This is a genomic window from Secundilactobacillus similis DSM 23365 = JCM 2765 (genome assembly GCF_001311075.1).
GTDB classification, from domain to species: domain Bacteria; phylum Bacillota; class Bacilli; order Lactobacillales; family Lactobacillaceae; genus Secundilactobacillus; species Secundilactobacillus similis.
In genome coordinates this window covers 22,902-37,160 of sequence record NZ_BBAD01000006.1, presented here as the reverse complement: position 1 = coordinate 37,160, position 14,259 = coordinate 22,902, and the positions used below count along the sequence as shown (strand labels likewise).

The window sequence follows — 14,259 nt, the reverse complement described above, 5'->3', positions numbered from 1 at the left end:
TGGCGCTTTTTTGTTGGATTAGCGTTGGGTGGCGACGTTCATTGCTATTACGTTGTTTTCGGCGTACTTTTGACTGAATTTTTCCGCTATTAGGTTATAGTCTAATTTCGGCTTCGTTACTTTTTTCTGGACACCACGCCGAAATGCGCGAGGAGAAGCAAAGGGCTATGTGTAAGGGGAATCCCAAGTAAATCTACCAAAAACGGTAGCTTCACTTGGGATTCCCCTTACACGCCGCCCTTTAACCGCTTCTCCTCACGTTCTGTACCCTTTACTTTTCCTTTACTTCCTTTTAAGTTCGCTTTAAGCTACCAGCCGTATATTAGACTCATCAACAAGCAAACAACAACTTAATCAATCCAATTTGAAAGGAAGCCCTGCCCATGAAGCCTAGTGGTCATCACCGGTACCCCCTAATGCCAACGGTGATCACGGTAATGAATCTTTAAAGGTTCAAGCAAGTAATACCCCCAAACATGATGAGGTCGGCTAGCCCCCTAACTAGTCGGCTTTCCTTAATCAAAATGACGAGTAACACCCTTTTCAAGCATATATATAAACAAACAACATAAACCCGAAAAATCTTCCAACAGGACTCCCATGCTGTTGGGGGATTTTGGTGAGAGAGTGTGAAAAAAATCGGTTAGGTCCCAGAAGATAAGCAGGTAAGGACGTAGAGTCCCGGGTCTGGGGTCTGCGTCCTTACCTGCTTACCTGGCCGGGACCTGATTTTTTCACACGTTTAGGCTATATAACCGTCAAGAACCCCATTTTATGTTTCACTTAAGCCAAATTTAAGTCCCGCTTAAGCGTCACCCCTTAATATATAACTTGTAGATGAGGTTCCTACCTCTCTAAAATTGATCACCCTCACGACACTAGCCCCCTAACTAGTATCGTGAAACAGTCGCTACTCCCACTAACAACCCCAAACCAACAACTTGATGCCCCCTAATCATCAAGTCTCCCATTCATCAGCGACCGGGAATTGATCAATTTGTAGATAACTAAAAAATCACCGGCCGTCCTCCCCTGACATTGCCGGTGATTTTTTGTATTTTATAACGCAACCTCACTTTAAGCTAGGCTTAAGTTGCCATTAAGTTCTGCTTAAGCTACACCCGTTATGATGTTACTTGTAGATGAGGTTTTACCTCTCTAAATTGATCACCCTCGCCAAACTAGCCCCCTAACTAGGTTGGTGAATCGGTTGCAACTCCCACTCTTAACAAACCCCTAAACTAACAACAACTTGGTGTTCCCTAATCACCAAGCCCCCATTCATCCGCAACCGGGTGTGATCAATTTCTGACATAACTTAAAAATCACCGGCCGTCCTCCCCTGACGTTGCCGGTGATTTTTGTTTTTTAATCCGCCACTGATAAATTCAACTTAAGCTTCACTTAAGCACCAGTTAAGTCCGCTTTAAGCTCCCCGAACTATCATGGTTCTTGTAGATGAGATTCAATCCTAGTCAACTGAAAGGAAGTCTGTTTATGAAAATACTACTTGCAGCTATCCCCGCCGTGATCACGGTCGCGACCATTAGCGCCGTCACCGTCCACCGTCACCAGCAACGCTTGCTGGCAATGATTCCCCTCAAATAACCAAGAAGTGCAAATTTAGCTCCCACGATTTCTCAAATCAAACTTTTCCAAACCAACTTAACTGAATTGAACAACACCCCTAATTAACTGAAATACCCCTCTCTCTTAGCAACATCTTCTTAGCAACATCTCCCTAACTAAATAACGCAAAAAACGGCCACTTTCCCCTGAGTGGCCGTTTTTTTGTGTCCGTAAGCCATAAAAAATAAGTCCACTCATAACGAGTGAACTTACCGTGAAACATTTTTAGCGATAAATAACAATGTCAACATCATCGTTGATCAAACCGACTAACCTTACTTAGAATCTGTTTTCTTGCGTTTCTTCCAGCCAGTCAACCCCAGCGCACTCATCAAAAGTAACCCGATAAGTGATGTGGCCTGATTAGCCTCATCAGTTTGTGGCAAAGTAGCCTGTTCATTTGATGTTGGTGACTGACCGACTGTAACAGTCCCAGTTGCCGCTGGTGTTTTAACCGCGCCTGGTGTCGTTGGTGTCGCTGTGACTTGACCACCACTTCCGCCAGTCTTGGTATTACCACCGTTGTCACCGGTACCCGCGCTGGCACCACCGCCAGTAGTACCACCAGTATCTACTATTGGTGTGTCAATAACTGGTGTCGTGCCGCCTGGGGTCTCGTTACCACCTGAACCGTTACCGCCACCTGGGGTTGGTGTTTCAATCCCAGTTCCCGGTGTAGACGTTCCTGGCGTAGAAGTTTCTGGCGTAGAAGTTCCCGGAACAGCCGTGTAGTGCACGTTAACGATCGTATTGGCATCCGTTGGTGCAACCGCTAATTGCGCGACAATTGCCAAATCAGGGTATACCCTTGAATCGTAGGACTCAAAACTGCAGGGAAAACATTCGAATCAACAACTGTCCAATCACCATAAGTGACCGCTCCCGTTGCAACGTTCAAAGTCGCCTGACGCTCATAGTGCACGAGCTGGATCACACTATCCGCCGCCTTAGTGCCATCCGGATTCAAGTAATTGATCGTCCGTGAAATGATCTGGTTAAGATCACTTTGAGTCAAGCCACCCGGATACTTAGGGCTATCCTCATCGCCAGGAACGATTGACGTTCCCGGATCTTTAGGTCCCGTTGGGTTGCTTGGATCAATCGGCTTGTTTGGATCTGGGTCCTTTGGCCCAACGATGATCTCAGCAGGATAGTATTTGACCGTCGTGACGATCGGCGCTGTGTCGCCGGTGACCGTAACAGCATCGACTGTCGTTACGATTGGATACAGACCTGCCACACTTGGACTCGTCACCGCCGCAAATTGATCAGTCGTCACTGGTGTCCATGGTGAGTAGGTCACCGTTCCAGTCGCAACATTAACGGTCCCGGTTCGGGTAAAGGCTAACGTTGCAGCACTGTCTGGTGCAACCGTCTCACCCGTACCAGCGTTTACATAGTGAATCGTTTGCGTCACGATGGTGTTCAGATCCTTTTCGGTGACACCTTCAGGGTATTTCGGCCCATCTTCATCACCTGGTACGATCGAGGTCCCCGGATCTTTTGGCCCGGTTGGGTTGCTTGGGTCGATTGGTTTGTCTGGATCTGGATCATGTGGTCCGACAATCACTTCAGCTGGATAGTAAAATACTGTCATATCGGTATTTTCATCCGTTGCCGTCACCGCTTGGGCATCAACTTGTGGGTTCAATGTGATCTTACCCGCCACTGTTGGGTTGACGACTGCCGGATAATTGGCAGTCGCTGGCGTCCAATCCGTGTACGTGACTTGCCCGGTCTGAACGGCCACGATACCGTTGCGTTCGAAGGCTTGCGTTGCCACGTTGTCCTTGGCGACCGTCTCACCAGTAAGTTTATCGATATAGTGAATCGTTTGGGTCTTAGTAACGTTCAAGTCGTCTGCCGTCAAACCACCTGGATACTTAGGGCTATCCTCGTCACCTGGTACCACGTCCGTCCCCTCGTCCTTTGGCCCAGTTGGGTTACTTGGATCGATCGGCTTAGTTGGATCGGGGTCTTTTGGTCCCACGATAACTTGATCAGGATAGTATTTGACCGTCTCAACGATCGGTTGACTATCGCCTTTCACCGTTGTCGCCGGGATACTAGTGACCAAAGGATAGTACCCATCGACCGTTGGACTGACGACTTCACCAAATACATCCGTCGTGACCGCTTTCCAGTCAGCGTAACTCACGGTGCCGTTTTGCACATCAACTGTCCCAGTCCGCGTAAACGCTAATTCAGCGGTTGCGTCTTTCGCAATTGGTTGTCCAGTCGCGGCATCAATATAATGTACCGTTTGCGTTACTGACGTTTTCAAATCATCGGCCGTCACGCCACCCGGATATTTAGGACTGTCCTCATCACCGGGAACGATCGACGTTCCTGGATCTTTTGGCCCAGTTGGGTTAGTCTCGTCGATTGGCTTGTTTGGATCAGGTTCATTTGGCCCGACGATGATTTCTTTAGGGTAGTATTTAACCGTTTCAACGATTGGCTGACTGTCACCAGTGACCGTAACCGCTGGAATTGCCTTGACCAAAGTAAACATGCCATCAACGTCTGGGCTAACAACTTCACCAAATTGATCAGTTGTCGTCGCTACCCAAGGTGAGTAGGTCACTTCCCCAGTGGCCACATTCACCGTCCCAGTTCGCGTAAAGGCCAATTCAGCAGTCACGTCAGTTGCAACCGAATCACCAGTTGTTGCATCAACATAGTGGACCGTTTGGGTGATCTTTGCATTCAGCTTATCTGCCGTCACGCCTTCAGGATATTTCGGCCCGTCCTCATCACCTGGCACGATCGACGTTCCTGGATCTTTTGGCCCGGTTGGGTTGCTTGGGTCGATTGGCTTGTCTGGATCAGGGTCATGCGGACCAACGATCACTTCAGCTGGATAGTAAAATACTGTCATATCAGTATTTTCATCCGTTGCTGTCACCGCTTGGGCATCAACTTGTGGGTTCAATGCGATCTTACCCGCCACGGTTGGGTTGACGACTGCCGGATAATTGGCAGTCGCTGGCGTCCAATCCGTGTACGTGACTTGCCCGGTCTGAACGGCCACGATACCGTTGCGTTCGAAGGCCTGCGTTGCCACGTTGTCTTTGGCGACCGTCTCACCAGTAAGTTTATCGATATAGTGAATCGTTTGGGTCTTAGTAACGTTCAAGTCGTCTGCCGTCAAACCACCTGGATACTTAGGGCTATCCTCGTCACCTGGTACCACGTCCGTCCCCTCGTCCTTTGGCCCAGTTGGGTTACTTGGATCGATCGGCTTATTAGGATCAGGATCTTTTGGTCCGACAATGATCTCAGCTGGGTAGTATTTAACGACCTCAACGATTGGCGCGGTCTCGTTAGTTACTTTTACCGCTGGCACCACGCTAACGTTTGGATAATACCCAGCCACCGTTGGACTAGTAACTGCCGCAAACTCATCCGTTGTCACTGGCTGCCAATCAGCATATGTCACCGTACCGGTCGCAACGTTCAGCGTTCCGGTCCGGGTGAAGGCCAATTCAGCATTGTTAGTTTGTGCGATTGGATCGCCCGTTACCGCATCAACGTAGTTAATCGTCTGCGTTACCTTGGCATTCAGATCATCGGCCGTCAAACCGCCCGGATACTTAGGGCCATCCTCATCACCCGGAACGATCGTGGTACCTTCATCCTTTGGTCCAGTCGGATTAGTTTCATCGATTGGCTTATTAGGATCTGGATCATGCGGCCCAACAACGATTTCGGCCGGATAGTAGAAGACAGTGATGTCTTTATCCGTATCAGTATAAGCCACATCCATGGCAGCAACTTCTGGTTCAAAGGTAATTTTGCCTTCAACGACCGGACTAGCAACTGCCGCAAACGTTCCGGGTGCCGGTGTCCAATCAGTATACGATACGGTCCCCTTTTGAACATCAACGAGACCAGTCCGGGTGTATTCAATGATTGCGGTATTGTCTTCAGCAACCTTTTCACCCGTGGCCTTATCAACGTAATGGATCGTTTGTGTTCGCTGACCATTCAGGTCTTCTGCTGTAACCCCAGCCGGATATTCAGGGCTGTTGTCATCACCTGGAACGATTTTGTCGCCTTCGTCCTTTGGCCCGGTCGGATTGCTTGGATCGATTGGTTTGTCTGGATCCGGTTCTTTTGGACCAACAACAATCTCATTTGGATAGTAAACAACCGTCACTTCTGATGGGGCACTATTGACCGTTACCGGAACGCCTTCAACGACTGGGGTCTTGGTAAAGTAACCCGTAACCGTTGGACTAGTCGCATCTGGGTAAGCCGTTGGGCCCTTCCAGTCTTGATAGTAAACAGTTGGGTTCCCATTTTCATCTAGTTGATCAAACCGAATCAACGCCACCCGACTGTACTCAGCCGGTGTAACCTCATCTGGCGCCAGTGTCTCACCAGTCAACGCGCTGACGTAGTGGATCGTCCGGTCAACCGACTTATTCAGGTCATCTTTAGTGACCCCATTTGGGTAGACCCGCGGATCATCAGGCTTATCCGTCACAGTATCGCCCTGATCTTTAGGTCCAGTTGGATCACTTGGCTCAACTGGTTCTTTCGGTCCAACAATTACCTCGGCTGGATAATAGTTAACCGTATCCTCATATGCCGGGTTCTCTTGGGTCACGTCAACTGGCACTTCTGGATAAACTGGCTTACTCGTGACATAACCCCGAACCACTGGATTGGTAACTTCCGCAAACGTATCAGTCGTCACCGGACGCCAATCCGTATAAGTTACCTGCGGATTACCTTGGCTGTCAGTCTTGCTGAAATCAACACTGGCAGCCCGTTTAAAGTCTAGCGATGTCGTATAATCGGACGCCACCGTCTCACCAGTTTCACCGTCTTGGTAGTGCAGGATCTCCGGTACGATTGTTTCTAAATTATTATCAGATACCCCTGGCGGAAAGACAGGTGAATTTGGATCACCCGGTTTAACTGGGGTATTGGGATCCTTTGGTGATACGTTAGTACTTGGGTTATTGGGATCCTCAACCGTATCTGGGTCAACAGTATAGACTGCCGGGTAAAGTTGAACATACTGTTTAACGTCCCCATTTAAAAGACCTGGTATCGTCGTTAGTCCACTTGTGGCAGGTAAGTAGCCATCGATTTTTTCCAGATCTTCTTTAGCAATTGCTGGAAAGACGGCAGCTGCACCGTTAGCCTGAGTATACGTTCCTCGCGTAATGGTGGCACTATTAGCTGAAACGCCTGATGGGGTGCCACCAGCCTGTACGATCATCGACGTTGGTTGACTTGACTTAATTTCAGCGCCCGTCAAAGCATCCATATAAACAATGGTTCTGGTATCTTGACCATATTGTAAGGCAGCAGCGGCCCCTGGAATATCGCCAATGTTATTACTTTCAACCACGTAGATGCCATCAGTTGCCGTAAACCCAGCTGCCGCTAAATCGGCGCTCCAAGTCCAGTTACTGCCAACTGTCGCCGTGACCGACTTCTTGCCATCATCAGACTTGATCGTGATCGTATCGCCGACAGCAGTTCCAGTTCCAGATGCAGCTAACTCGGTTGAACTAAATGGGTTCCATGTAACGGTTGGTTTGAGCTGAATATTTTCAATTGTAAATACACCATCGTAGACCCGATTAGATGCGGATACTGCGGTTGGTGACGTGCCTGTCGTGTAATATTGACTGGTCGACACCGTGATCGTATCGGCGTTGCCGACTGTCGCAGTCTTGGTCGTTGCATTAATCGAAATTGATTTTGGAAAACCGTCACCAATATTTGTCAACACCGTAACGCTCGGACTAGCGCCGGGGGCATCGGATTCAATAAATAAGGATGGGACCCCACCGGATGCCTGTTGGAAAGTCGACGATGTGCCGTCATAGCGAGATTTTGATTAGGCACCGTGACAGTGATCACTGATGCCGGTGTCAGTTCAACCTTGCCATTCACGGTACGCGTATTGGTGGCCGAGATGGTCACGCCCTTGACCCAAATTTGACCGTTAATGACCTCGGTTGAAAGCGCATTGGGATAAGTGGCAATATTACCACTGAATGGTGTCCCTGAAAATTCAATCGCTACCGTTGGACTCGTGTAAAAAGCATTTGTCCCGGGTCCACCCACTTGAGTCAGTCCAGCAGCCGTTGTCGAAGCGTTGGTCTTATCCTTATAGATAGCGATTGCTTCTTGCAGCGCCGTATTGGTCATCGTTACTGATCCAGGATTAACCGCCGAGACCTGTGTCGCCGGAATAATGACCGACGACATGACCAATGGAGCGGCCGGTACTGCTGCTGATACGGCTTTAGTAGCTGCTGTCGATGGTGCTGCAGCCGCAATTGATTGTTGCGTTGCCGCCGAAGCAGAAGCTGCTGTTGTCGTTGAACTGTTATCAGTCGAATTTACATTACCGGATGTTTCCTGTTTAATAGTTGGCGTTTGGTCTGGTGCCGTACTTTCTGATTGAGATTGGGTAGCTGTCGCCCCGGCGCCTGAACCACTGGCTGGCGTGGTGGCAGTTGTACTTGCTGAATCACTAGCCGGTTTCGTGGTAGCAGTCGAACTCGCATCCGTTGAAGCAGCTGGTGTTGCTGGGGCACTATCCACCGGTTGATATGTTGAATCAGCAGAAATTTCAGATGATGTCGTCGTTTGTGCCGACTCAGCAGTCGCTTGCTGGGGCGTTGAATCTGCGACCGGTTGCTGTGGTGCCGCAGTTGCATCAGCCGCCGGTGTCGTTAAGGTTGCAGTTTGCTCGTCCCCCGTTCCACTGGTAGTTGATGGTGCTGGTGCACTAACTACCGGATCAGCTGTGTCGCTAGTGGCAGCCTTGGCAGGGACAGTCGAAACGGCTAAACCTAGTGCAGTGGTTGCAATTCCAGCCACAATCCAATTTTTGCCATTTTTATACATTTTATACCAAACTTTTGTCTGGGCCGTGTCCTTTATTAGCTTGGCACGGCCGCGAACCGCTCTCTTACTCATGCCAATTCCTCCTCCTCGAATCTTGGCCATTTTCGCTACAAACACAAACACCTGACTTCCCCAACTTTCACAGCGTAGTTTAATGCGATTGGTATAGATTATCAACTAATTACACACCAACTAGCAAAAGTCGGTTCACACCTAAAATATCGTCATTTTTTTGAATGTATTATAACGGCTGTCAATTATTGGTATAGTTACAAGGATAGCTGTGCTCATCTCCAGCACAAGTTCGTTTTGATTCATCACCTATATTGGGCACATTGAAATGGCTTTAAGAAACGGGTAGCTTCAGGCTGTTTTTGGCCGCCACGCTGAAACGTGCGCCACAAGGCAGAAGGTTATGTGTAGGGGAGAAAAAGCGGTATTGCCCCAAAACCAGGCAATACCGCTTTTTCTTCCCTACACGCCACCTTCTAATCGCCTTGTTCTGCACTCTGCGCTATAATAGACTCTAATCAAACTCTAACGATAAAAGGGGACCTCACCATGAACGTCCATACCGGATCAGAACCTTGGAACCACGCCGCTGCCTTAGCGGTTCGCCTAAACGTGTTTGTTCAGGAACGTAACATCGCTATTGAAGATGAATTTGACGACCACGACCTGCCCGACACGGTTTACGCGGTGGTCTATGCGGACGCTAAAACACCCGTTGCAACTGGTCGTTATCAGCCGTTAGATGCTGACACGATTCGGATCGCCCGGATCGCAACGCTGAAAGACTACCGTGGTCAGCACCTTGGTGCACAAGTGGTTGCGGCTCTGGAGGACAAAGCGCGTCAAGAAGGTTACAAAACATCCCTGATTCACAGCGAATTGACCGCCCAAGGTTTCTACGAACGCCAAGGCTACGTTGTTAGTTCCGAAATGTACTTGGAAGACGGCGTTCCTTGCGTCAATGTCGAGAAAAAATTATAACAGCAAAAACGACAACCGGATTTTTCGGTTGTCGTTTTTTAGTTCGTTTTGCGCAACGTCTCAGAAATCGTTGTCACGACCTGCTGTTGCGCCGGCGTAAATACGTGCGACCGCCGATAGACTAAACTCGTCATAAATTGCGGCACCTGCTCGTCTAATAACGGTACCCGCACGACATCAGCATCCTGCTCCAAAATGGTCGTAGTTAAAAAACCGACGCCAACCCCATCCGCAATCAGGTTCAGCAAACTCTGCGTCCCGTTAGACCTGAAAACGACGTGCGGCCGGAAGTGGTTCTGTTTCGCCAAATCATTGAAGGCGCGGTTGTGAATGAAGCCGCCCTTGAACAGGACAAAGTCTTCACCCTTCAAATCCGCAAAGTAAACTCCGGCTGTTTCGCCAACGGATGCGTGCGCGCAACGTAAATTGCAAAGGGGCGTTGATCAAATATCACCGTCTCTAAGTTAGGATCGTTTAGCGGTGCCACTGATCCTAATAACGCGAGGTCAATCGTCCCCGCCTGCAAAGCTTCCAAGGTGGTCATCGACCCCTCCTCCAACGTTTGCAGGCGACTCAATAAATTAGCCGCCTTCAACTGCTTCGCGATTTTCGGAAAATAAGTATTTTCAATAATCGGCGGTAATCCCAGCAATAGTTTTTCCTGCTTCTGATTTTGCAACTCTTGCCGCAGCAATCGATCCTCGTTCACGATGTTGGTCGCGTGCACGAGAAGTTGCTGGCCACTAGGCGTTATCAGCAGATCACCGTGTGCGCGATGCCGAATCAAGAGCGTTGCATCCAGCTCCTTTTCCAGTCGTTGCAACGCAAACGTGATGGTTGGTTGACTGACATGAAAATACTGCGCCACTTGAGAAAAATTTTTAATTTCGGTGAGTTTAACAAAGTAAGCTAAATCCCGGATATTCACGACGATCGCATCCCCTACGCGTTATTTTAAAGCTTCTTTCTCCTATTATAACCATTTCTTATTAAGAGTGAGTAAGTTGACTATCAAAAATCAACGGCGTTACACTGACCTTATTCAAATACGAAGAAGGCCAAAACATGTCATATCAATTACTAAACGATCCATTCCAAAACAAAGGGACCGCTTTTACCACTGCTGAACGCCGCTCACTTGGTTTAGAGGCTTACTGCCGCCTTACGTTCAAACGCTTGATCAACAGACTGAGCAAGCTTACGCTCAGTTTCAAGCGGAAGCAACGCCCCTAGCTAAGCGTCGGTTCCTGATGACGATTTTTAACGAAAACCGCGTTCTTTTTTACAAACTGTTCAGCCAGCACGTTACCGAATTCATGCCAATCGTTTACGATCCAGTGATTGCTGACAGCATCGAGCACTATAGCAGCCTATTCGTTGATCCTCAAGGCGCAGCGTTCTTGTCCATTGATGATCCCGAGGCCATCAAGGCCAGCTTAACGAACGCCGCAGCTGGTCGCGACATCCGTTTAATCGTGGTCACCGATGCTGAAGGCATCCTTGGTATCGGTGACTGGGGCACTAACGGTGTCGATATCGCCGTTGGTAAGCTGATGGTTTACACTGCCGCAGCCGGTATCGATCCATCACAAGTCCTCCCAGTCGTTTTGGACGCCGGGACGAATAACCAAACCCTATTAAACAGTCCCCGCTACCTTGGTAACCGCCACGAACGGGTAACTGGCAAGCGTTACGATGCGTTCGTTGACCAGTTTGTGACTACCGCTGAATCACTGTTCGATAATCTCTACCTGCATTTCGAAGACTTTGGTCGCGACCACGCAGCCAACTTGTTGGCCAAATACCGGGATCGTTACACCATCTTCAACGATGATATTCAAGGCACCGGATCATTACGTTAGCTGCCGTCCTTGGTGCGCTCAACGTGTCGAAACAATCCTTACTCGACCAGCGTTACCTGTGCTTCGGTGCTGGAACTGCCGGCGCCGGAATTGCTAAGCGGGTTTATGATGAATACCTGCAACACGGTTTAACCCCCGCTGAAGCTAAAAGTCATTTCTACCTCGTTGATCGTCAGGGACTATTGTTTGACGATGATGCAACGTTAACCCCAGAACAGCGGGAATTCGCTCGTTCCCGGACGGAATTTAACCACCCCGAAACGTTGACGACTTTGGCTGCCGTAGTAAGCGCCATTCACCCAACGATTTTAGTCGGCACATCAACGCAACCGGGTACCTTCACCGAGGCCATCATCCGTGACATGGCAGCTCACACTGAACGACCAATTATTTTACCATTGTCCAATCCCACTAAATTGGCCGAAGCCAGCGCAAAGGACTTACTGACTTGGACTGACGGTCGGGCATTGGTCGCCACTGGGATTCCAGCCGATGACGTGACGTTAAACGGTGTCACTTATCAAATTGGCCAAGCCAACAACGCACTCATTTACCCTGGGTTAGGCCTTGGCGTGATTGCTAGCACGGCAACGACTTTGAACGATACCATGTTGTCCGCCGCTGCTCACTCCCTTGGTGGGTTAGTTGACCCAGATCAACCCGGTGCCGCAATCTTGCCACCCGTTACGCAGTTGAATCAGTTCTCAACTGCAGTGGCCAAGGCGGTCGCTCAGAGTGCTGTGGATCAGAAGTTAACGCGGACAGCTGTTGTGGATGTGTCGCAGGCGATTGCTGATACGCAGTGGGTACCAGAATATTAATCTTTATTTTTGAGAGTGGAACAGACTCGCGTGACCCGGTTGGGGGTTGGCGGGTCTGTTTTTTTCGCCGAAATGATCAGTACCGGCACTATGCCTTTTAGGAATGAGCGTTGTTTGTTGCTGAGTGCGGTTTGGCGACGCTCATTGCTATTACTTTGTTTTCGGCGCCTCTTGGACTTGGATGTTCCGGATAATCGATTTTATTGAAACACTGATTACGGGACTTCGTTTAGGCCACCGCACCGAAACGTGCTGCGAAGAGCAGAGAGTTGCATATACGGGAGTCCGTCCCATACTGGCGAAACCCAGCCAGCATGGGACGGACTCCCGTATACTCCACTCTCTAAGCGCTCTTCTCCGCACCTAATGCGTAATAATCTTCCCCAAAAATTGCCGCGCCCGCTCATTTGTTGGTTGGCCATCGAAGAACTTTTCCTTCGTATCATCTTCCAAAATCTGACCATCTGCCATGAAGATAACCCGGTTAGCCACTTCGCGCGCGAAGCCCATTTCGTGGGTCACCACCAGCATTGTCATGTCGGAATCTTTAGCGATATCCTTCATAACGTTCAGCACATCATCGATCATTTCGGGATCCAGCGCACTGGTTGGTTCATCAAACAGCAACGCCTTGGGCTTCATTGCCAACGATCTCGCAATGGCGATCCGCTGTTGTTGGCCCCCTGATAATTGCGATGGGAACTTTTCAGCTTGGTTGACCAAGTCTACCCGGTCCAACAAATCCATCGCAATTTTGCGGTTTTCTTCTTCTGGCCGCTTCAGCACCATTCGTGGCGCCAGCATGATGTTTTCCAAAATCGACTTGTTAGCATACAGATTGAAGTGTTGGAACACCATCCCCACGTTCTTACGAATTCGGTTCATATCGGTCTTCTTTTCCGCTAGATCCTGACCGTTTACGATCAACTGGCCCTTTTGAATCGTTTCAAGACCGTTGATCGTCCGAATCAGCGTTGATTTACCAGAACCAGATGGGCCAATCAGCACCACCGTTTCGCCACCATCGATTTTTAAGTTAATGTTGTGCAGTGCGTGGTAGTCGCCGTAGTATTTTTCAACGTTATGAAATTCGATCATTGACATGTGAATCCCTCCCTTTTCTACTATTTAATGTGCGCGTTCAATGAGGTGATCAAAGATACTGATGAATGCCGGGGTCGTTCTAAACATCCGCTCTGGGTGGAACTGGACCGCAAACACGTTGCCATCATCGGATTCAATCGCTTCAATGACGTGGTCATCGCTTTCCGCCACTGCGGTAAGCCCCTTTCCCAGATCGTGGATGGCTTGATGATGGAACGTGTTGACCAAGAAGCGGTGCCCCATCAGCTTATCTAGGAATGAATCGGCCGTCGTTGTAACGTGCTGGGTAGGAATCTCCCAAGACGTTGGCAACTGATTATGCTTCTCAGTGGCCCCCATTTGAACGTAAATGTCTTGGTACAACGTCCCACCAAGCGCAACGTTAATGACCTGTTCGCCACGACAAATCCCTAAGATTGGTTTATGGGCCTTCACAGCTGCCTTCACCAACGCAATTTCAAACCGATCGCGGTAAATATCCGACTCAGCCATTTCCCGAATTGGTTCCGTATCATATAGTACTGGCGACAGTCCCTGACCGCCAGCTAACAATAACCCGTCAACAAGTTCTATGTAGTCTTCTGCATCGCTAGGATCGCCTAGTGGCAAGACAACGGGTAAGCCGCCTGCTTTGCGAATCGCGTCCACGTAGTCTTTTTGGATGTAATCAAAATAGTTCGTATCTAAAGTCTGTGTTGGGTGAATCATGTGATTGCTAGCAATGCCAATTTTAATGGTCAATTCAAGGCCCTCTCTCTGAATATTAAAATGAATATTAGAGTGAATATTCAGAATATTTAAACCATTTTTGAATGAATATCACTCGCTACATTAAAATATACTAATTATTTTTTAATGTGTCAAGTATGGCGCATTAACGGTAACTACGCAGAATTCAGAGATGTATTAATTAGAACAAGTCACTTTTATTTTCATATAAAGCGTGGTATAGTATTCAAAAACCGCCA

At 48.8% G+C, this 14,259-nt stretch carries 6 protein-coding genes and 2 pseudogenes; 2 read left to right on the top strand and 6 right to left on the bottom strand.

What is annotated here, in order from left to right; all coding sequences use genetic code 11:
- Positions 1-1,904: 1,904 nt before the first annotated feature.
- The 3 genes from JCM2765_RS02415 to JCM2765_RS02405 are packed head-to-tail and all read right to left on the bottom strand — an operon-like array spanning position 1,905 to position 8,583.
- Positions 1,905-2,423 (bottom strand): LPXTG cell wall anchor domain-containing protein, encoded by a 519-nt coding sequence (locus JCM2765_RS02415; protein WP_054733328.1) that lies wholly within the window; start codon positions 2,421-2,423, stop codon positions 1,905-1,907.
- Complete coding sequence (locus JCM2765_RS02410; protein WP_156301647.1) at positions 2,402-7,381, bottom strand: mucin-binding protein; 4,980 nt, start codon at positions 7,379-7,381, stop codon at positions 2,402-2,404. Before JCM2765_RS02410 ends, JCM2765_RS02415 begins: the two co-directional genes overlap by 22 nt.
- Positions 7,378-8,583, bottom strand: coding sequence for a KxYKxGKxW signal peptide domain-containing protein (locus JCM2765_RS02405; RefSeq protein ID WP_054733322.1), 1,206 nt, complete (start codon positions 8,581-8,583; stop codon positions 7,378-7,380). The genes JCM2765_RS02410 and JCM2765_RS02405 overlap by 4 nt, the downstream gene beginning before the upstream one ends.
- A 489-nt stretch (positions 8,584-9,072) precedes the next feature.
- Here JCM2765_RS02405 and JCM2765_RS02400 point away from each other — a divergent pair, with 489 nt between their 5' ends.
- Complete coding sequence (locus JCM2765_RS02400; RefSeq protein WP_054733319.1) at positions 9,073-9,504, top strand: GNAT family N-acetyltransferase; 432 nt, start codon at positions 9,073-9,075, stop codon at positions 9,502-9,504.
- A gap of 38 nt (positions 9,505-9,542) precedes the next feature.
- Here the strand turns inward: JCM2765_RS02400 and JCM2765_RS02395 are convergent.
- A pseudogene (locus tag JCM2765_RS02395) lies at positions 9,543-10,372 on the bottom strand (LysR substrate-binding domain-containing protein).
- Between the two features lie 197 nt (positions 10,373-10,569).
- Between JCM2765_RS02395 and JCM2765_RS02390 the strand changes: the two are divergent.
- Positions 10,570-12,187, top strand: a pseudogene (locus JCM2765_RS02390) (malolactic enzyme).
- A gap of 363 nt (positions 12,188-12,550) precedes the next feature.
- Here JCM2765_RS02390 and JCM2765_RS02385 read toward each other — a convergent pair.
- A complete protein-coding gene (locus tag JCM2765_RS02385) occupies positions 12,551-13,291 on the bottom strand; it encodes an amino acid ABC transporter ATP-binding protein (protein ID WP_054733308.1) in 741 nt (246 codons plus the stop codon).
- Between the two features lie 24 nt (positions 13,292-13,315).
- Entirely contained in the window at positions 13,316-14,032 is a 717-nt protein-coding gene (locus tag JCM2765_RS02380; protein ID WP_082404961.1) for a gamma-glutamyl-gamma-aminobutyrate hydrolase family protein, read from the bottom strand.
- Between the last annotated feature and the right edge of the window lie 227 nt (positions 14,033-14,259).

Coding starts and splice junctions, on each gene's coding strand:
- JCM2765_RS02405 (WP_054733322.1), bottom strand. CDS start 8,583: ATGAGTAAGAGAGCGGTTCGCGGCCGTGCCAAGCTAATAAAGGACACG.
- JCM2765_RS02400 (WP_054733319.1), top strand. CDS start 9,073: ATGAACGTCCATACCGGATCAGAACCTTGGAACCACGCCGCTGCCTTA.
- JCM2765_RS02385 (WP_054733308.1), bottom strand. CDS start 13,291: ATGTCAATGATCGAATTTCATAACGTTGAAAAATACTACGGCGACTAC.